Genomic DNA, 19,938 nt, shown 5'->3' on the forward strand with positions numbered 1-19,938 from the left:
AAAACACTTCTTTATTCATCCATTCAAAAACCAAAGAGGAGACAAGCTCCCCTTTAGACGTACTATCTACTCCACCTTTACTCCTGAAAAGCGGAACACACCTGTTGGGTGAAGAGCAAAGTCTTTTACTCTGTTGTTCGCAACAATGATTTGTTTTTCATGATCTAACACAACTAATGGAGCATCTTCCATAATCAGTTTTTGTGCTTCTTCATACATTGTTGTACGTTCACCTTTATCCTTCGTTACACGTGCTTTTGCCAACAATTCATCTACTTTATCATTTTTGTAGTAGGAATCGTTAAAGCCGGCTGTTGGCCATTGTTCACTACTTAAAAGAATGTATAAGAAGTTATCAGGATCTCCATTATCTCCAACCCATGACATTTGATGCATATCCATATCATTTTGATCAGGTGGAAGGAAAACCTTATCTAAATAAGCTCCCCACTCTAATGTTTGAATTTCAACATTAATGCCTACTTCTTTAAGGTCCGCTTGGATAGCAGCTGCCATCGCTTGAGGTTGTTGCATACCAGAACCAGATTCAGGAACCCAGTATGTTACGTCAAATCCATCTGCATAGCCAGCTTCAGCTAATAGTTCTTTTGCTTTCTCAGGATCGTATTCATAATTTTCTACATTCGGATTATGACCCCAGATTGTCGGTGGTAACGGTGTATTAGCTAATTCACCTGTTCCTTGAAGAATTCCATCCACAATCGCTTCTTTGTTAATTGCATAGTTAACAGCTTGACGAACTTTCACATTATTAAATGGTTCTTTTTGTGTATTAAACGCTGTCCACCAAGTATGCATGCCTGCTTGCTCGATAACTTGTAAGTTTTCATCACTCTTAAGACGCTCTAAATCATCCGGCGGAACGTTCACAATCATATCAATGTTTCCTGCTTCAAGCTCTGCCAAACGAGTTTGTGCTTCAGTTATCGGTTTAAAAATTAACTGATCTACATTTGGTTCACCTTTAAAATAATCCGTATTTTTCTCTAAAACTACTTCAATACCTGGATCCCAGCTTACAAATTTAAATGGACCTGTACCAACCGGATTTTTTGTGAAATCAGCACCATATTTCTCAACAGCTGTTGGACTTACAATACTAGCTGCATGCATAGCTAAGTTGCTTAAAAATGGAGCAAATGGTTCTTTTAATGTAAGTTTTACTGTAAATTCATCTACCACTTCAATTTTATCAACTGTTCCAAACGTAAATTCTGCATACGCATATTGCCCTGTATTATGGAACGGATGGTTTGGATCAATTTGTCTTTCAAAACTGAACTTAACAGCTTCAGCATTAAATGGTGTGCCATCATGGAATTTTACGTCTTGTTTTAGGTAAAACGTATATTCCAATCCATCATCTGACACATCCCATTTCTCAGCTAGATCTGGTTCAAGCTCAGTGCTTTCATCTTTAAATTGAACAAGTTGGTCATAAATTTCCATCGCAGTTCTACTAGAGTTATAGTCTGACATTTGATGGGCATCCAGTGTTGTTGGCTCTGCCTCTAATCCAACAACAATCGACTTACTTCCACCCTCATTTGTTGCTTCGCCTTCCTCGTTTGTTGTTTGTGAAGAACATGCACTAATCATAAGCACACATACTAACAACAAAGCGAGAATACTATTTCTTTTGTTTATCAATATTTTAACCCCCTTTAATATTGGTACAATTTCATTATAAAAAAAGTCAGAAAAATATTTTTTCAATATTTTTCTGACTTTTTTAAATATTGTTACTTATTTTAAAAATAATTGAAGTACAACCTTTTAACAGGATAAGAACAAAGATAAACAATGAAGAGTAGACATAAAACAATAGAAAACTTATTTGGTACTGAAATAATAAATAGACTACTAAGATAGTTGCAACTCCCAAAATAATAAAAGTTAATTTCTTAGCTTCTCCATACTTTTCTTTATACTCGTTATACTTTATTGCATTCGATATGAGTGAAAGCATATAAAATGTCAACATAATAGTTAGAAAAATAAATGAATCAGATTTTTCTTCAATTAAAAGGATAAGAAGCTCGTTTACATTCTCTGAGGGCAAATTTTGGGTGATTGCGACAATTGTCATTGTAGAAAAGGATAAAATAAGAGTCACATAAATAATTGCGCCAACAAATAAACGACTTATCCCATTCCCAACTATTGACTTTGAAAACTGTTCAAAGGTTGGTAATTGAATATATAATTTCGTAAAAATGACAAGTAAAGTTAACCAATAAACAAGACTTTGATTATCATAATAGATATGTAAAACCTCTGGATGATAATGAAGTAAATTATGATAGACCGTCTCTAGACCTTCTTGTAGATAAATATAATTTGTTAAGAAGATGGCTAAACTGAATAAAAAAGTTAAATTAATGATCATGAAAATAGACGGCATGTACGAAGAATACCTTGTTAAAATGACTAACAATGTAGTTAACAGAAGACTAGTGATAATGGCTATAAGAACATGAAAATGAAATACAGAAACTAGAATAGTAGAAGCAATAAAAATATGCAATAACAAAATTTCAATAAAATGGAAAGAGTGAATAACTCTTCTTAACCAAGACTCTCTTATTTCTTGCTTTTTTAAAAATGGAATAAATAACGTGCAAATAATAATAAATGCTGATACTAAACTTAAACCGACTAAAGCTCCATAGCTTATTACCATTTCTCCTGTTAGAAAAATAAGACTAACCGAGGCCCCACCACCAATTAAAAACGTAATGCTTTTTGGTTTATGATGTTCCATAAAGTTTCTCCTATTATCCAGCTGAATTTCGGAATTTTAAAGGTGTTGTACTCATTATTTTTTTAAATGAAGTACTAAAATAATGCTGGCTATTAAATCCACATTCCTCTGCAACACGTTGAATACTCCAATGACGTTGCTTCCTTAGTAAATTTTTTGCCTGTTCGATTCTAAAATGAAGTAAATAATCAGAAAATGCCATGCCAACCTCTTCGTTAAAAATACGACTTAAATAATTTGCATTAATATGCAGCCCCTTTGACAGCTCTGCAAGCTTTAAAGGCTGATGGTATTGTTCTTTTACAATCGTCATAACTTTTTGCACAATTTCTGAAGAAATTCCATACTCGGGATTTTCCTCGACAAGGCTGGTAAGGATTTTAACAAATTCACTTTCTATGACTGGTTTTACTAAATAATCAATTGCTTTTAAGGAAAGTGATTTTCTTGCATACTCGAATTCTTGAAAAGCTGAGATAACTACAACATTTAGGTCAGGCATTCTCTCCTTTATACTCTCAGCAATATCTAGACCATTTTTCCCTGATATTTTAATATCTACTAAAGCCAATTCTAGGGTTGCCCCATGTTTTTCAAGCTTTTCAATAATTTTCATGGCTTGTGTGCCATTATAAGCTTTTTCTATTTGCCAGTTTGGAAAATGACGCTGAATTAGTAATTCTAATTGTTCTATTTCTAAAGGCTCATCATCCAGTAATAAACATCTCACCCTAACCAACCCCTTCTTCTGTTTTCTCTATGTATGGCCATTCTACGGAAATATGTCCATAATTTTCATAAGTTATATGTATTTGTCCCTCATTTCCAAAAAGTAGGCTCAGTCGTTTCTCTATGTTGCTTAACCCAATTCCTGAAACAGGTGCTGATTCCTTTCTGAAACCTGGTCCATTATCTTTTACATGAAGTAAAATTGATTGAGCATTTGTTTTCTCAATTAAAATGGTTAACACCAATTCACCTTCTATCACTTCAAGTCCATGCTTAAATGCGTTTTCTACTAATGTTTGCAGGAGGTAAGGAATAATTAAAGCCCTTTCACTTGCAGAATCTATTTCCCAATTTATAGAAAGTCTATCTCCGAATCGGATTTTTTGAATTTCTAGATAATGTTCTGTGTAAGAAATCTCTTCCTGCAAAGGATACAAAGAATCTTTTTCCTGATATTTTGAACGTAGAAACAGGACCATATGCTCAAATGACTTTGAAAGTTTGTCATACTTTTGTAATCGAAGTAAACTGTAGAGGGAATTTAATGAATTGAATAAAAAATGAGGTTGAATTTGTTGATTTAATTGCATATAGCGACTAGTTTCTAACTCTTTTTCCAAGGTAATCTGCCTGTTCTCAACCTGTAGGAGACTAACTTGTTTTTCATATAAATTATAAAAAATCAATGCAAGAAACCCAAAAACAGGGCCAATTATACTAAAGAGAATAATAAGAAAGAAACTTTCATAAGTAATCATCACTTTCACCAATTATCTGAATTTTATTTATTATCATACTATATTTTCCTAGCATAATGCTAGTATTGGAAAATATGATAAATATTTCAATGAAGTTGGAAGAAAATATGCCATTGTAATTTTTATGTGTATAAAAAACACTTTCAATAAAGATGTATACCTTTGTCTTCGGACTTCCAATATAATGAAGTAGTAAATACTTTTCCTTTTCAAGCAGGCTATAATAAAAGGCTTACATTTTTAATGTAAGCCTCAATTCTCTTCTATATTCCAACAATATAAACCTACCCTAAAACCGGAGTAAACTCACCAGTTATCGTCTGATATCCATTATTTTTATCATACTCTTGTTTACGCTCCAACCCGAATTTCTCTAAGATTGGTAAATCGTTTGTTGAAAATAAATAACTATCACTTGAAGCAACGTGCTCGTGTAACGCCCAGTTTGGTACAACAAAGAAATCTCCTTTTGACCAATCAAATCGAACGCCGTTGATAATAGTATACCCTTCCCCTTCATGTACATGATAGATGGATGCATGAGTATGACGATGTGCTTTCCCTCTAAATCCAGCAGGGAGCTTTTGCATCCAGGCTGCAATGGTAGGACAAGCTGTGTCTCCATTTGAAGGATTAATGTATTCAACTGCATAGCCATCATACGGATCTGGCTCAAATCGGCTTAAGCCGTTGATTGCTGCCTCTGTTCCTTGCCATTTATAAGACCCAAGAGGAGCTTTTTTTGAATAGCGGTCCGAAATCGGACGAACCATTCCACCTTGGTAGCGTTGTGAACTATAGTTATCTGGAAGACTAGGCTGCTCGATACGATCTGGATATGGTTCAAAGAATGTTCCACCAAGATAATAAATTGTTGGAATATCAAGACAGTCCATCCAGATCATCGGTTTATCACCTTCATGTCCGTGACCGTGCCAAAGGCCGTTTGGTGTTGTTAAGAAGTCTCCTCTTTCCATAAAGATTCTTTCACCTTGAACAATGGAGTATGCCCCTTCTCCTTCCATGACAAAACGAAGTGCGTTTTGCACATGTCGATGAGATGGTGCTGTTTCACCAGGCTGTATTAATTGAACAGCTGCGTATAATGTTTGAGTCGTTGATGCCCAGCCCCAAGGCTTTCTATAATTTAGACCTGGATTTTGTAAGTAAATCGCTCTTCTTTCTCCCCCACGATCTGGAGTGAAAATTTGTGTAGCTTCCTGTAGCTTTTTCATTAACAATTCACTTTTCCATAAGTATGCCTGTGCATGTGGTTCAGGTGTATGCTTCATTAAATCCGGAATCGCATTCCATAAAGGACCAAGATGGTATTGCTCTATGTCTCGATTAAAATCCTGAACAATCGTACTGTTAAAAAATTCATTTTTTTCAGCCATGTCTTCTCCCCCTATTCTTGATTATACTTTGATAAATTACGTTGAATTTGATGATAGTGCTTTTCAACATGCTCCACGATCAAATGGTTTACGATAAACTCAACTGGTTTCCCATCAAAGCGTGGGTTACGGCTTGGAGCAATTATTTCTAAATCTTCACTTGAAAGAGCTTGAAGCGTTTCTTTAACAAAAGATGGTACTGAGGCAAGTTGGTCTAATACATCTTCAACCAGCAAACTGTTCACATTTTCTTCCGACACTGTTTTCAGTCTTGTTTCATCTGTTAAGCCTCGACCCCAAGTTTGCTCAGGATTTTCTTTTATCTGTTGAATCTCCTTCACCCAATAAGGAATGGCTTCGGTAACATGTGTGATAATTTGCATGATAGACCATTCTTCCTCAGATGGATTCCACCTAATTTCCTTCTCTGAAAGACCCTTTACTACGTAAATAATGTTCTGAATTGATTGTTGAACAGATTCAATGGCGCTCGTTTGTAATGTTTTGGTCATTATACCGGCACCTCCGCTGTTTGTTTCACTTTATTTTCAAGGACTCCGACCTGATCGACCTCAATACGTACAACGTCTCCATCCTTTAAAAACACTTGTGGATCCCGTGCGACCCCTACTCCTCCTGGTGTACCAGTTAGAATAATATCACCAGGCTCAAGCGTCATGATATTAGATAAAAATTCAACAAGATAAGGAACCGAGAAAACAAGATTCGCTGTATTTGAGTGTTGGCGTTCTTCTCCATTCACCGTTAAAACAATCTCTAAGCCAGATGGATTTGTTAATTCGTCTGCTGTTACTAACCAAGGCCCCATTGGAGCGCTTCCATCTACTGCCTTACCTTGAAGCCACTGTAATGTTCGACGTTGCAAATCACGATACGTTACATCATTTACAATGGTATATCCCGCCACATATTTCAGAGCATCATCTTGTGAAACATTACGTGCGCGTTGTCCAATAACAAAAGCAAATTCTGCTTCATAATCTAACTGCTCTGAAATTGGATGAAATGGAATATCATCCTGCGGTCCAACAACTGTATTAGCAAATTTAGCAAAAACAACAGGATGTGGAGGTAGTTCACGTTTCATTTCTAAAATATGTTCACGGTAGTTATGACCAACGCAAATCATTTTGCCAGGTGCAGGTACTGGTGCTTCAATTTTCACATCAGAAACGGAATAAACAAGCTTACGTCCCTTTACTTCAACTTTATTTATCGCATAGGCAGCGGCCTTTTTTGCCTCCTCAATGCTTTCAGGCCCACCTTGTAGAAATTCCGTCATTTCACCTGGAACAAACGCTTCAGCAATTTTTTCAGCACGTACCTTACCTTCTGACTCAAGTAAGGAACAATAGGCTGCATTTAAATCAATCACGTTTTCATTCTCTATTGCTCCAATTCGAGTTATCCCATCTTTCGTAAACGATACTAGTTTCAAGTTCATTCCCTCCAATTCGAAAAATTGTTATGATCTTGCTCATATTATATCGAGATGAAGATTGAGCTCACATTCTATCGTTCCTCTATATGGAACAAATAAGAAAAAATCAAAAAAATAAAGCTGAGCATGTACTACTCAGCTTTTGTAACGATTTTTTAATTTTCGCACCCTTACTAATTCCGTCATTTTCTCTCCTGACCGAATAACTTCTTCAATTAATCTATGACTTTTCAACTTACTTTTCATCCGATTTGCCGGCCCGACAATATTAATGGCTGCCAACACATTTCCCTTCTCATTAAAGATTGGTGCCGCAATCGCCATCACGTCTTCCTGTAGTTCTCGGTCACATATAACATATTTTTCTGCTTTAATTAGATCCATCTTTTCAGATAATCTCTTATGGGAGGTTATTGTGTGGTTTGCATAGGATTCCAACGTTTCCGGTAAAAGTTGGTGTCTTTCATCCTGCTCCTGAAAGGCTAGAATAGCTTGACCAATACTTGTTGCATGGATAGGATGTCTTTTTCCAATATGTGTAAACAGTGAAGTTGGGTTATCACACTCAACCTTTTGAAGATAAATCATATGTTGATCCTCAAGAATTCCAAGATGTGAGGTTTCACCTGTTCTTTCTGTTAACATATTTAAAACAGGAACTGATTCATTTAAAATTGGTAGCTGTGAACTCACAAGATTCGTTAATGTTAAAACAGAGGTTCCTAAGCTGTAACGATTTGTACGGGGATTTTTATAAACAAAGCCTTCACTTGCCATAGATGCAAGCAGCCTGTGAACGGTGCTCTTGCTTAACCCTAAATGTTTCGCAACATCTGTTACACCTTGTTCAGGATGATCCATTGTAAAGCCTTTCAAAATACTCAAAGCATTTGCTAGAGATGAGTCTCTTTTCTCCTTCAATACACTCACTCCACTCTTTTAGACTCTTACATTTTTACTCTTATCAAACAATTCACTAAAGGCATAACATCTCCTTTGTTAAATAGAGGAAACACACTTCTTTTAGTATAATAGAAGAAGAATTTCTTAAAAAGAGGTGAAATGAAGCTCAATGAATAATGATCCCCCTGCAAAAGCGATCTTATCTTCTGTTAAGAATGCTATGAGAATATTACGTTTGTTCAAAATGGGACAGGAAGAATTAAGTGTCACAGAGATTACCAGACTCATTGATTTGCCTAAAAGCACCACACATCGATTAATTTCGGGGCTAGTTGATGAAGGGTTTTTATCTAAAAATCCGAAAACAAATCACTATCGCTTAGGACTATCTCTTCTAACATTAGGTGGTGTTGTGTTTAGTCATAGAGATCTCTTTCTCGAAGCACAACCTATTGTAGACAACCTTGTAGATGAGTTAGGAGAAACCGCTCATATATGCCTTCTCGAGGATCATGAAGTTGTTTATTTGTTTCGAAAAGAATGTGATCAGCCTGAAAGACTCCTAACCTATATGGGCAGGAAAAATCCTATCCATTGTACAAGTGAAGGGTTAGCTATTATGGCGTTTCAAAAACAAAAGAGGATCAACAGCTTTTTAAAGAATACTTTTTACTCTTACACTGAGTTCACACTAACAGATCCAAAAGAATTAAGAGATGAAATGAGTACAATTCGAAAAAAAGGCTATGCCATTACACCCGACCATTTTTACAAAGGCTTTGTCGGGATCGCTGCCCCTATCTATGATTATACAGAAAACGTAGTTGCTTCTGTATCAATTATTAGTTCAACATCACGAATAACAGAGGATAGGTACCCACTTTTCATTGATAAAATAAAAGCAGCAGGCAGTCAGATTTCTGAAATGTTGGGATACTTTAAATAAACCATCCAGCAACAGAACACTGGATGGTTTTTCAATACTATATTAGATAAAACGTATTTCCCTCAGGTCCTATCGGTAAGTGACCAGCCTCAATTAAATCAACTATTGATATAAAAATATTTTTCCCCTCGGCTAGCTCCGCTGTGCATGACATCACACTCACGTACATGGCTAAACCAACTAGGTATTCTACGGTTTTCTTTTCTTCAAATTGCTGAAACAGATGCGAGTAAGCACCATGAAAGATGCGTTCCGGCACGCGATCACCTAAATCCAAAAGGTACTTTTCATGACCAGCCTCCTTGATTTTGCGGCTTAACTCTTCTGGAATTTCTTTTAAAGATTCCCACATTTCACTTCCCTCAAAAGTAAGACGGCTAATCGTTTCAGGTACTTCTTCTTTTGATAACCACTTTATTTCATATGAATTCACATTAAGATTATCCATAAATTCAATGACTTTTTCCTCTGCCTCTAGGTTTTGCTGTCCAGCCTTCTTCCCCCAATGAATAGCTTGTATTCTATTCACCATTGCGTCAATAGATTTTGTCTGCCAATCAACTTCTGCAACATTAATATTCTCAGACATGTATCTTCCGCTCCCTTCGATTGGTTTTATGTTAATATTTTGTTGTTAATTCAGGTGGTCCAAATTTAGGACCATAAGGACCTTCATCTAACCAACGTCCTAATCTAGGAACAATAGATACAAGTGATGCAGCTAGTTCACGCTTCATATTCATATCAGGAGCATTTCCTTGTAAATGATGTAGGGCTGTGCTAGAGCCGTCACGGTTCCACAGCGCTGCAATTCTTCGTTCATTTGCCACCGCTTCAATGGCTTCTGTTCGCTCTTCTTCTGAATTAGCTTTTAGGGCTTTTTCGATTCCACGAACAGCTAACAGTGCATCAGGAACTCCAGAGTTTAGACCGCGAGCACCAAATGGAGCGAATAAATGAGCTGCTTCCCCCGCAAGAAGAACTCTGTGTTTTTCATCTGTAAACGAGTTAGCAACAACCTGATGAAAACGATATGTTGATACCCATGTAATTCTTTCTGCGTATTTTGAATCCATTACTTTCGGTAGCCATTTTTTCACTCCTTCAAGATCAGAAAACTCTTCTGGATTATCGTTTTCTAACAGTTGAAGGTCCACACGCCATCCGCCTTTAAAAGGAACAAACATCACATTTCGTCCTCCCATTGCAGGGTGTTGATAATGGAATGTTCTCTCAAGAGGAAGAGGATTTTCCGCGTCTTCTTTAACATCGACTACAAGGAAAGTATCATTTGTTCTTGGACCTTCAAACTTTAAGCCTGCCTGCTCTCTGACAACAGAACGAGCCCCGTCACTACCAATAATGTATTTAGCTTCCCATTCTTCACCTGATTTTGTTGTTAAAATTACACGTTCTTCCCCAATTTCCAATGTATCTACAGGTGAATCCCAACAAAATTCAACACCAGCATCCAAGCATTCTTCATAAATATGTTTTTCAATTTCATCTTGATGAAGTGCAGTAAAATGCGGAAGTTTATGAGGATCTTTGTTATTTGTTACTCCATAATTACGCACATACACTTCTTTACCTTTGTACAAGGTTCTTTTTACCGGCCATATAATCCCGTTTCTTACTAGTGTAAAACCAAGTCCTTTTGATGTTTCTTCTAAAAGCTTTAACGTGGCACTATGCAAATAAATGGCACGACTCCCAGGTCGGGCACGTCCATATGGCTCTGCTTCCATAACAACTGAAGAAATACCTTTTTTTTGCAAAGCAAGACCTGCTACAAGTCCAACCGGACCAGCACCTACAACGATCACATCACATTTCTTTCTATTTGACATCTCCTTCTCCCCTTTAATTAAAATGTTTTCTTCTTGTCTTGATTATAAGAAATTGAAGTGAATATTCTTATCCTTTTGTTCTTCTATACGGAACAAGAAAATAGTTTTTTTCTAAAACTCTATTAAATAATTCTTCTAACCAAATTCACTTTATTATCGCCCATAAAAAAAGACTCATAGCAGAAAATCTATCTACCATGAGCCCTCAAAACTAGCATTCTATTTTCTCAACTGCGTGACAAACATTTACTTCAAATCCACCAATTTGTTCTATTTCGATCTTTACCTTATCTCCATGCTCAATTGGACCAACGCCTTCTGGAGTACCTGTTGCGATAATATCTCCAGCATTTAGTGTCATATTGTTACAAGCCACCTCAAAGCACTTATAGCAATCATAAATTAAATGCTTTGTACTGCCATCCTGACGTATTTCATCATTTACCCACAAAGTCATGTTTAAATCATTAGGATCTTCAATTTCATCAGCAGTGACAATCCACGGACCAATTGGTGTAAACGTATCAAACGACTTTCTCCATGTTCTCTCTTCATTTCCTCTAATTGATATATCTAGCAGAGCAAAATAACCAAAAATATAGTTTTTCGCATCTTCTGCTTTTACATTTTTCGCTCTTTTACCAACAATATAGCCAAGCTCTGCTTCATGATCTGTTCGACGGTCTTTAAAAGGAAGAATAATCGGGTCGGTCGGTCCTGATAGTGATTCAGGAGATTTTAGAAATAATGCCAAATCTTCAATTGTTCTCGGGGCATTATTAAACATTTTATTCATTTCAATTTGATGGTTTTTATAGTTAACTGGTGCAGCCCAAATTTTCTTTGTAGAAGGTACAGGTGATTGAAGTTTTACACTAGATAAAGGATATGATGTACTCGTTGCTAAAGCATCTTCTATTCTTCCTTTCAACACATCAAAGTTTTCAATAAGATGTTGAAAAGATTCACCTGGATTAGACGGCTTCCATTCCACTGCATTTGATACGTCAATGATTTGATTTCCTTGAACAATTCCAAGTAAATTCTCATTAAAAATTGCGATTTTCATCCAAGGCTACCTCCTTATCTTAACGCTAGTTTTCCGGTACAAACACTTTTTCTACAATTTGATGACCAGCGTTATCTTCGTATACTTCACTGTACTCAAGATCTAATTTTTCCATAACAGGTTTATCATTAAACGAAAACAGAAACACATCACTCTCTCCAGTGTTCACATGTTCATGCAAACTCCAAGGCGGTAAGATAAAAAAGTCACCTTTTTCCCACTCAAACTTCTCCCCATTAATGACCGTATATCCTGAGCCCTCAAGAACGTGGAAGATGGCACTATGCACATGTCGATGTGCTTTTGTTTGTTGACCAGATTTTAGCTTTTGCATCATCGTTCCAATTCGCGAATCTGCAGAGCCTCCTGTTGTTGGGTTAATATACTCAATCGCATAGCCATCATAAGGATCGTTATCTGCTTCTGTCATTTCATCTAATAAATACTTCACTCGATCAAACTTATATCCAAAGATTGGTGAAGGATAACCAGGCTCCTTTGATTCATTAAGCTTCTTAAAAGCTCCCATTGAAAATTGCTTTGTTGAATAATTTTCAGGCGCTTCCATCGGATAGGTTTCTTCTTCATATGGTTCAAAAAACGAGGCAGCCATTGTTTTCACTAGTCCAACATCTAGTCCATCAAGCCAAAACATCGGCTCCGTTCCTTCGTGTTTATGTTCATGCCACGTCCATGCTGGAGTTAAAATCATATCTCCGCGCTCCATATATGTTTTCTCACCATTAACGGCTGTATATGCTCCGTCTCCTTCAATAACAAAGCGAATTGCTGACTGTGAATGGTGGTGTGATGGTGCACTTTCACCTGGTAAAAGCAATTGAATACCAGCGTAAAGAGTATGAGTACCGTAACCCACAAGACCTCGTTTTAATAAACTTGGATTTTGTAAATAAACAACGCGTCGCTCAGCATCTTTACCTGGTTCAAGTAATTCGCCGGCTTTTAACACATATTCTCGGATTGTTTTCCATTTCCACAAATATGGTTCAACATCATGAACGGGCTCCTTTGTAACCATATGTCCAAGGTCATACCAAAGTGGTCCTAAATGTTGCTTCTTCATGCCATCGTAATACTGATCCATTTCTTCTTTAACAAACACATCGTTTTTTGCCATCTTCACTCACTCTCCCTATTTAGGATCACGATCTATATTTTTCTTCTTTTATAATGATGTCAGCAATCCTGCGTTTTATCTTTACAAAGTCCTTCTGACTACTCCTCACGAGTCGGCATGCAAGTTGGGATAACGATTCTTCATCACCTAAATGCGGCAGAAGGTTTAATGCTCTTATCGCTACTTGCTGTGATTGTTCATGTGTGTACAATATCGTGTAATCGAGCTTTTGTTGGTTTCTATCGAAGCCAGATAATTTAATCACCTTTTCTGTTCTTAATATCGCACTCTCAATTGCATAGATACTTGAAACAAGGTCAGCAAGGAATGCTGCAACTTCTTGTTCTTCGTTTAACTTAACCAAATCATATTTTTGTATGGAAAAAATCATAGCATGATACAAATTTTTTAATAGATGAAGAGTTTGCCTTTCTTCTATAAGAATTCCATCTTGTGCTCTTGTTTTCTCAAATGGTTTTTCATACGTTTTTAGTAATGTTAAGGCTATATTTAATCGATTAATTTCGTTTGTCCCTTCAAAAATACGAGTGATTCTGGAATCACGATATAATGTTTCAATTTCGTATTCGGCCATGTATCCGTAGCCTCCATGCATTTGAAGGGCTTCATCTACAACAAAATCTAGTGTTTCTGTAGACATCACCTTATTGATAGAGCATTCAACTGCCAAATTGCTGATTGCTGATGCAACATCGTCTTGATCGGCTATTTGGTTAAATGACTTTTCTAACAATCCTGCTGTTCGATAAATAGAACTTTCATTTACATATGTTTTGATCGCCATATCGGCAATTTTATCTTTAATTAAATGAAAGCTAGAGAGTGGCTGGCCAAATTGTTTTCGCTGATTGGCATAACCGACCGCTAGCTCAATCGCATGCTTGGCTGTTCCAAGTGATGTGGCAGCTATTTTATGTCGTCCTAGATTTAAGACATTAAGTGCGATGATATGTCCTCTTCCAATTTCACCAATGATATTTTCCTTAGGAACCTTCACATTGTCTAAAAGTATCGAACAAGTAGAAGATCCCTTTAGCCCCATCTTCTTTTCCTCTGGACCAATCGATACTCCATCGAAGTTTTTTTCTATAATAAAGGCAGTAAACCTATCTCCCTCCACTTTTGCAAACACGATAAAAAGACCAGCAAAACCAGCGTTTGAAATCCACTGCTTTTCACCATTCAAAATATAAAAACGACTACATTCGGAAGGAACTGCTGTTGTTTTTATATTCATAGCATCTGTTCCAGCTCCAGGCTCTGTTAATGCATAAGCTGTAATAAGATCACCCGTTAAAATTTCTGGTAAGTACTTTTCTTTTTGCTTCTCTGTTCCAAAATAGGCAATCGGAAGAGCACCAATCCCAGTTTGCCCGCCAAATGTTATCGCAAAAGAACGAGCAAGTGCCATCTTTTCTGAAAGTATCGTTGCGGAGACTTTACCAAGACCTAGACCTCCAACAGCCTCTGGGATATCTGCACTGATTAATCCGAGCTCACCAGCCTCTTTCATCAGTCGTACCGTTTCATCAAATTGCTGATTTTCTATTTTATCTAGTGATGGTCTTACATCTTTCACAACAAACTTCTCAACTAAGTTTTTAATCATTTCATGTTCCTGATTAAAATCCTCCGGGATAAATACTTCATCAAGTTCAACATCATTCGTTAGATAATGCTGTTTCTTTTTTTCCCTGAGCATGTTTTAAACCTCCACATGCTGATTAGGCTGTAACATTTTTGCTCGAACTTCTTCGGGAATTGGCTGTGCTTTTGGCTCTTCTTTAAAAGAAGTCCAAGCACGAACTTCATATCCTTTTGCTATTTCTTTTTCTCCTCTTAAAAACACATGACTAATTTTAAACACTTTATTTTGAATTTCCTGAACTATGCTTTGAACTCTAACAGAATCTTCAAATAAAAGTGGTTGCTTGAATTGACAATTTGCCTCAAGTATCGGACAGCCTATTTGCTGTTCTTGAAATAACTTGGAAGATGGATAGCCAATAGCTGATAAATATTCATGTGTTGCTTCATCCATCCATTTATAAAAATTGGGATAAAATACGATACCTGCAGCATCTGTATCTCCCCATCTCACCTTAAAATCATAGTTGTTTTTCATATAAAGGCCCCTCTTTCACTTTAGACAGGGCGACTTATTTCCCCTGCCAATTGATCTCGCAGCTTTAGCTTTTGAATTTTCCCACTAGCTGTTACTGGAAAGTTCTTTGTGAAAATTACTTTCCCAGGCAATTTATAGATAGCAAGCTGTTCCTTTAGATAGTCTTTCAGTTCCTCTTCCGTGCTTGTTCTTCCATCTTTTAACCGAATGACAGCACAAACAATTTCACCTAGTGTTTCGTCTGGAAGTCCAACTACAGCTGCTTCAGCAATTTTCGGATGCTTCATTAAAACACCTTCAATTTCTTGAGGGTAAATATTAAAGCCTCCTCGAATAATCATTTCTTTTTTTCTACCAACAAACGTTAAGTAACCTTGTTCATTTAATTTTCCTAAATCACCTGTATAAAACCATCCTTCATCATCCAATACATGAGCCGTTTGCTCAGGCAGCTTGTAATAGCCCTTCATCATCCCAAAACTTTTAATAGAAATCTCACCAATATCACCAGGTGGGACTTCTTCTCTTTGATCATCTACAATTTTTAATTGCACACCAGGAATTGGCTTGCCGACTGTTTCACAAATATTTTTTTCATCATCATCGTATGGCGTCATTGTCACTGATACTGTTTCTGTAATTCCGTAGGACTGGCAAAGGTTAATTCCCATTCGCTCTCTAATTTCCTTCATTTTTGCTGGTGAAATTGCAGATGCTCCTACGATTCCTGCTCTTAAGGAAGACAGATCATACTGATCAAAATTTTCCGTTTCCAACACTTTAATAAACATCGTTGGAACACCTTGTTTGATCGTCACCTTTTCTTGTTGTATCAACTCTAACATTTGCTGTGGATGGAATTTTTCTTGCAGCACCATCCGCGCTCCTGAGGATATTGCACAATAGAGATTAATCGCCATACCAAAAATATGAAAAAACGGAGCAGCAATCACAAATACATCTTGATCTGTACAATATAGTTGTCTTTTAATTGTGTTTGCTGATTGCACAACACTTCGATGTGTGATCATGACTCCTTTTGGTATTCCTGTCGTTCCAGAGGTATATAGAATACAATTAATATCGTTAGTTGTATCAATTTCTGCTTCTTCTACTTCATTTTCATGATTTACAAGTAATTCATCATACGATGGAAGACCATCCAGCTTGCATTTGACCGTGATCGCTTCAGGTACAACATAAAGAACTTCTTTGAATCCAATGTTTTCTTCAAATTCTTTCGTAGCGAAAAGAATTTTAGGTTCAGAGTTATTTAGAATAAAATTCACTTCATGTTTTTTATACTTTGGGTTAAAAGGAACAAGAACACCCCCAAGTTTAGCGACAGCAAAGAAGATAATAGCCGTTTCATAAAAATTAGGTAATGCTACAGCAATTCGATCACCTTTCTTTATCCCCTTAGCCCTTAACCCTGCTGCAATACGATTCACATCTTTAAAAAACTCAGAGTATGAAACACGTTTCGATAAGTCGTATATGGCTTCTTTTTCTCCATACTTGGTAGCTGTCCTTTTCAGTAAACCATACAAGGTCATTTGATCTTCTTTATGATTCATACCTAGCATCCCTCTCCCTTGTTTCTATTCTTAACAAGTGATAGATATTGAAATTAGTATATTTATAAGGGTATATTTCCTAAAATCGATCTGATTTCATATTAATAACATTCGATACAACGCTTTCATTTCCTTGAAAATTCTAAATATTTATTCCGGAAAACAATTATAATGCTTCCCAAACAGCTGCAATTCCTTGACCGCCTCCGATACATACTGCGGAAGCCCCGTATTTTTTGTTTCTTCTTCTTAATTCATAAATAAGGGACGTTGAAATTCTTGTTCCACTTGCAGCTAATGGGTGTCCAATTGCAACAGCTCCACCATTTACATTGCCGATTTCTAAGTCAAATCCTAACACCTTTTGGCAAGCAAGATATTGTGCCGAAAAGGCCTCGTTAATTTCAATTAAATCTAGATCTTCTATTGTCATATTTGCTTTTTTCAATGCACCTTGAATAGCTGGAACCGGTCCAATTCCCATATACTTAGGCTCAACACCGACTACTTCCCAAGATACTAAACGTGCAATTGGTTTTAAGCCACGCTCAGCCGCATAGTCACCCGATGCAACAACTATTGCAGCAGCTCCATCCACCATTCCACTTGCATTCCCAGGTGTAACCACACCATTTTCAACAAATCGTGCCTTTAATTTAGCAAGCTGTTCCAAACTTGTGTGTCGAACATGTTCATCCTCTGAAATCACTTTATCGCCTTTTCGTCCCTTGACTGTCACCGGAACAATTTCTTCCTGTAAATAGCCCTTTTCTCTTGCTGCCAATGCACGTTCATGACTTGAGAGTGCATGTTGATCTACTTCTTCTCTTGTTACATTGTATTTTGCCGCAAGATTTTCGGCTGTTTCTCCCATTGTGCAATCTCCATAAGTATCATAAAGACCATCCCATACCCAATCCTCAACAACTGGTGCACCAAGCTGACTACCCCATCTCATTCCACGAATAACGTGAGGCACCTGACTCATGCTTTCTGTTCCACCAGCTAATACTACATTTGCTTCATTTGTTAAAATATAGCGTGCTGCCGTTAAAACTGATTCCAGACCAGTGCCACATAAGCGATTAATGGTTAGAGCAGGAACATCAATCGGTGTCCCTGCCTTTAACCCAACATGTCTTGCTAGAAGATGAGCGTCTTTACTTGATTGCTGAACATTTCCAAATACAACCTGATCAACATCCTCACCAGTAATTTTCGCTCTATGCAGGGCTTCTTTCGCTGCAATTGCGCCTAAGTCAGTTGCGGTAATCTCACGAAATGATCCGGAAATCTCGGCAAATGGTGTTCTTGCTCCTTCTAAAATCACAATATCTTTCATGGTATTTCACCTCATTTTTTAGTGATGGTGCTTCTTATCTCCCTGTATAAACAGGTTTTCTTTTCTCCACAAAAGCTTGAAGTCCCTCGACTCTGTCTTGAGTTGAAAAAGCATTCCCAAAGCAAGTACTTTCAATGATAAGTCCTGATTCTAAGTCCGTATTTCCACCAACGTTTACTGCTGTTTTTACCATTTGAAGTGCAACTGGTGGTTTTTGAGCCAATTTCTTTGCCCATTCCTTTGCTGCACCAAGAACCTCTTCAGCAGGAACTACTTTGTTAACAATCCTTAATTCTAGTGCTCTATTCGCATCAAACATATCACCGAAGTAAAGAAGTTCCTTAGCTATTCCTTGACCAACAATTTTTTGTAATCGCTGTGTTCCCCCACCACCAGGGATGATTCCTAAACCTACCTCTGGAAAAGCAAATTTTGCTCGATCTGAGCTAATTCGCAGATCACATGCTAGAGCAAGCTCTAAGCCTCCACCAAGTGCTAAACCATTAAGTGCCGCAATAACAGGCTTTGTCGTTTGTTCAATTTTAGAAAAGACGGTTCTAGATACTTTGTTCATCTTATTAACACCAACAAGATCAAGACTGGCCATTTCATTGATGTCAGCTCCTGCCACGAATGCTTTCTCACCGCTACCAGTAAGAATGATGGCACGGACTTCATCGTCTGCATCTAATACATCAAATAAGGTTGAAAGTTCTTGAAAAACAACGGTGTTCAACGGGTTAACCGGTGGTCTATTAATCGTTACCACCGCTACATTTTCTTCAATTTCACATAATAAAAATTCATAAGTCATTATTAAGTCCCCCTTCATTATTCGTAATCGTAAAATCCTGCACCTGTTTTCTTACCGTGACGTCCTGCTCTCACTAGCTGCTTTAATAATTGTGGTGGTGCAAAATGGTTATCATTAAATTCTTCTTTAAAATACTCCATCACATGGTAACCAATCTCAACTCCTGCATAATCTTGAAGAGTGAAAGGTCCCATTGGATAGTTCAATCCAAGCGTTACAGCCTTATCGATATCTTCAGCTGAAGCAACGCCTTCCTCTAATAGCTTAATCGCTTCAATAAATTGTGGAATCATAATTCTATTTACGATAAATCCAGGAGAATCTTTCTTTACTTCTACTGGCTCTTTCGAAAGTTGTTTGGATAGCGCTTTCAATTCTTCGATGGTTTCATCACTTGTTTTATAGCCACGAACTACTTCAACAAGCTTCATGAGTTGTGCTGGATTAAAGAAATGCATCCCTGCCACACGTTCTGGACGTTTCGTTGCAGAAGCAATTTCTGTAATAGACATGGACGAAGTATTTGTAGCTAAAATACAATTTTCGTTCACAATGCTATCAAGCTTTGAAAATACTTCTTTCTTTAATGAGAGATCCTCTAAAACTGCCTCAATCACAACATCTGCTCCACTCATTTCTTCTAAGCTAGTAGTTGTTTGAATTCGGGCAAATGCTTCTTGCTTTTGCTCTTCAGTCATTTTTCCTCTTTCCACACTTTTGCTCATAAACTTATCAATACGTTTAAGAGCACCATCTAAAAAACGCTCCTCAATATCATTTAAAATAACGTTAAACTTATTCATAGCTGCTAGATTCGCAATACCTGCTCCCATCGATCCAGCACCAACCACACCAATTGTTGAAATCGCCATCTCATCTCATCCCCAATCTCTTTATCAACTTCTATACGTTCATTATAGCCGTCACTCGAAGGGGATTGTACCTACACAATGTAGGAAAAAAAATATATAACTTCCTATGTTTTGTAGGAAGGGCAGTGCACTGGTGTATTAGATAATAAT

At 37.1% G+C, this 19,938-nt stretch carries 19 protein-coding genes; 1 reads left to right on the forward strand and 18 read right to left on the reverse strand.

The window, feature by feature from the left end; all coding sequences use genetic code 11:
• Positions 1–66: 66 nt before the first annotated feature.
• From COD11_RS03435 to COD11_RS03470, 8 genes are all read right to left on the reverse strand, one after another.
• Positions 67–1,671 carry an ABC transporter substrate-binding protein gene (locus COD11_RS03435; protein WP_231309191.1) on the reverse strand — a complete coding sequence of 535 codons (1,605 nt, stop codon included), beginning with the start codon at positions 1,669–1,671 and terminating at the stop codon, positions 67–69.
• An 82-nt stretch (positions 1,672–1,753) separates the two neighbouring features.
• Positions 1,754–2,785, reverse strand: coding sequence for a hypothetical protein (locus tag COD11_RS03440; RefSeq protein WP_098795355.1), 1,032 nt, complete (start codon positions 2,783–2,785; stop codon positions 1,754–1,756).
• A gap of 13 nt (positions 2,786–2,798) precedes the next feature.
• Positions 2,799–3,515 carry a response regulator transcription factor gene (locus tag COD11_RS03445; protein ID WP_098795356.1) on the reverse strand — a complete coding sequence of 239 codons (717 nt, stop codon included), beginning with the start codon at positions 3,513–3,515 and terminating at the stop codon, positions 2,799–2,801.
• 1 nt (position 3,516) lies between these two features.
• Positions 3,517–4,272, reverse strand: a complete 756-nt coding sequence (locus COD11_RS03450; protein ID WP_098795357.1) for a sensor histidine kinase — start codon at positions 4,270–4,272, stop codon at positions 3,517–3,519.
• A gap of 284 nt (positions 4,273–4,556) precedes the next feature.
• Positions 4,557–5,669 (reverse strand): cupin domain-containing protein, encoded by a 1,113-nt coding sequence (locus COD11_RS03455; RefSeq protein ID WP_098795358.1) that lies wholly within the window; start codon positions 5,667–5,669, stop codon positions 4,557–4,559.
• An 11-nt stretch (positions 5,670–5,680) separates the two neighbouring features.
• Positions 5,681–6,181 carry a DinB family protein gene (locus COD11_RS03460; RefSeq protein ID WP_098795359.1) on the reverse strand — a complete coding sequence of 167 codons (501 nt, stop codon included), beginning with the start codon at positions 6,179–6,181 and terminating at the stop codon, positions 5,681–5,683.
• Positions 6,181–7,128 (reverse strand): fumarylacetoacetate hydrolase family protein, encoded by a 948-nt coding sequence (locus COD11_RS03465; protein WP_098795360.1) that lies wholly within the window; start codon positions 7,126–7,128, stop codon positions 6,181–6,183. Before COD11_RS03465 ends, COD11_RS03460 begins: the two co-directional genes overlap by 1 nt.
• A 138-nt stretch (positions 7,129–7,266) precedes the next feature.
• Positions 7,267–8,052 (reverse strand): IclR family transcriptional regulator, encoded by a 786-nt coding sequence (locus COD11_RS03470; protein WP_098795361.1) that lies wholly within the window; start codon positions 8,050–8,052, stop codon positions 7,267–7,269.
• A gap of 151 nt (positions 8,053–8,203) precedes the next feature.
• Here COD11_RS03470 and COD11_RS03475 point away from each other — a divergent pair, with 151 nt between their 5' ends.
• Positions 8,204–8,980, forward strand: a complete 777-nt coding sequence (locus tag COD11_RS03475) for an IclR family transcriptional regulator (protein ID WP_098795362.1) — start codon at positions 8,204–8,206, stop codon at positions 8,978–8,980.
• Between the two features lie 37 nt (positions 8,981–9,017).
• Here COD11_RS03475 and COD11_RS03480 read toward each other — a convergent pair whose 3' ends face one another.
• From COD11_RS03480 to COD11_RS03525, 10 genes are all read right to left on the reverse strand, one after another.
• Entirely contained in the window at positions 9,018–9,569 is a 552-nt protein-coding gene (locus tag COD11_RS03480; protein WP_098795363.1) for a hypothetical protein, read from the reverse strand.
• A 31-nt stretch (positions 9,570–9,600) separates the two neighbouring features.
• Entirely contained in the window at positions 9,601–10,830 is a 1,230-nt protein-coding gene (locus COD11_RS03485) for an FAD-dependent monooxygenase (RefSeq protein WP_098795364.1), read from the reverse strand.
• A 211-nt stretch (positions 10,831–11,041) separates the two neighbouring features.
• Complete coding sequence (locus COD11_RS03490; RefSeq protein WP_098795365.1) at positions 11,042–11,899, reverse strand: fumarylacetoacetate hydrolase family protein; 858 nt, start codon at positions 11,897–11,899, stop codon at positions 11,042–11,044.
• Between the two features lie 25 nt (positions 11,900–11,924).
• Positions 11,925–13,037 carry a cupin domain-containing protein gene (locus COD11_RS03495; protein ID WP_098795366.1) on the reverse strand — a complete coding sequence of 371 codons (1,113 nt, stop codon included), beginning with the start codon at positions 13,035–13,037 and terminating at the stop codon, positions 11,925–11,927.
• Between the two features lie 25 nt (positions 13,038–13,062).
• A complete protein-coding gene (locus COD11_RS03500) occupies positions 13,063–14,760 on the reverse strand; it encodes an acyl-CoA dehydrogenase family protein (protein ID WP_098795367.1) in 1,698 nt (565 codons plus the stop codon).
• Between the two features lie 3 nt (positions 14,761–14,763).
• Positions 14,764–15,183, reverse strand: a complete 420-nt coding sequence (locus COD11_RS03505; RefSeq protein ID WP_098795368.1) for an acyl-CoA thioesterase — start codon at positions 15,181–15,183, stop codon at positions 14,764–14,766.
• A gap of 20 nt (positions 15,184–15,203) precedes the next feature.
• Entirely contained in the window at positions 15,204–16,760 is a 1,557-nt protein-coding gene (locus COD11_RS03510) for a class I adenylate-forming enzyme family protein (protein WP_098795369.1), read from the reverse strand.
• 166 nt (positions 16,761–16,926) lie between these two features.
• Positions 16,927–18,102, reverse strand: a complete 1,176-nt coding sequence (locus COD11_RS03515) for an acetyl-CoA C-acetyltransferase (protein WP_098795370.1) — start codon at positions 18,100–18,102, stop codon at positions 16,927–16,929.
• A 34-nt stretch (positions 18,103–18,136) separates the two neighbouring features.
• Positions 18,137–18,916 (reverse strand): enoyl-CoA hydratase-related protein, encoded by a 780-nt coding sequence (locus COD11_RS03520; RefSeq protein WP_098795371.1) that lies wholly within the window; start codon positions 18,914–18,916, stop codon positions 18,137–18,139.
• Between the two features lie 17 nt (positions 18,917–18,933).
• On the reverse strand, positions 18,934–19,788 hold the full coding sequence (locus tag COD11_RS03525; protein ID WP_098795372.1) for a 3-hydroxyacyl-CoA dehydrogenase family protein: 855 nt from the start codon (positions 19,786–19,788) through the stop codon (positions 18,934–18,936).
• Positions 19,789–19,938: the final 150 nt, after the last annotated feature.

The organism is Bacillus sp. AFS040349 (assembly GCF_002577655.1).
Classification (GTDB): Bacteria; Bacillota; Bacilli; order Bacillales; family Bacillaceae; genus Metabacillus.

Coding starts and splice junctions, on each gene's coding strand:
- COD11_RS03520 (WP_098795371.1), bottom strand. CDS start 18,916: ATGACTTATGAATTTTTATTATGTGAAATTGAAGAAAATGTAGCGGTG.
- COD11_RS03490 (WP_098795365.1), bottom strand. CDS start 11,899: ATGAAAATCGCAATTTTTAATGAGAATTTACTTGGAATTGTTCAAGGA.
- COD11_RS03515 (WP_098795370.1), bottom strand. CDS start 18,102: ATGAAAGATATTGTGATTTTAGAAGGAGCAAGAACACCATTTGCCGAG.
- COD11_RS03505 (WP_098795368.1), bottom strand. CDS start 15,183: ATGAAAAACAACTATGATTTTAAGGTGAGATGGGGAGATACAGATGCT.
- COD11_RS03480 (WP_098795363.1), bottom strand. CDS start 9,569: ATGTCTGAGAATATTAATGTTGCAGAAGTTGATTGGCAGACAAAATCT.
- COD11_RS03455 (WP_098795358.1), bottom strand. CDS start 5,669: ATGGCTGAAAAAAATGAATTTTTTAACAGTACGATTGTTCAGGATTTT.
- COD11_RS03475 (WP_098795362.1), top strand. CDS start 8,204: ATGAATAATGATCCCCCTGCAAAAGCGATCTTATCTTCTGTTAAGAAT.
- COD11_RS03500 (WP_098795367.1), bottom strand. CDS start 14,760: ATGCTCAGGGAAAAAAAGAAACAGCATTATCTAACGAATGATGTTGAA.
- COD11_RS03440 (WP_098795355.1), bottom strand. CDS start 2,785: ATGGAACATCATAAACCAAAAAGCATTACGTTTTTAATTGGTGGTGGG.
- COD11_RS03525 (WP_098795372.1), bottom strand. CDS start 19,788: ATGGCGATTTCAACAATTGGTGTGGTTGGTGCTGGATCGATGGGAGCA.
- COD11_RS03450 (WP_098795357.1), bottom strand. CDS start 4,272: ATGATTACTTATGAAAGTTTCTTTCTTATTATTCTCTTTAGTATAATT.
- COD11_RS03460 (WP_098795359.1), bottom strand. CDS start 6,181: ATGACCAAAACATTACAAACGAGCGCCATTGAATCTGTTCAACAATCA.
- COD11_RS03485 (WP_098795364.1), bottom strand. CDS start 10,830: ATGTCAAATAGAAAGAAATGTGATGTGATCGTTGTAGGTGCTGGTCCG.
- COD11_RS03495 (WP_098795366.1), bottom strand. CDS start 13,037: ATGGCAAAAAACGATGTGTTTGTTAAAGAAGAAATGGATCAGTATTAC.
- COD11_RS03510 (WP_098795369.1), bottom strand. CDS start 16,760: ATGAATCATAAAGAAGATCAAATGACCTTGTATGGTTTACTGAAAAGG.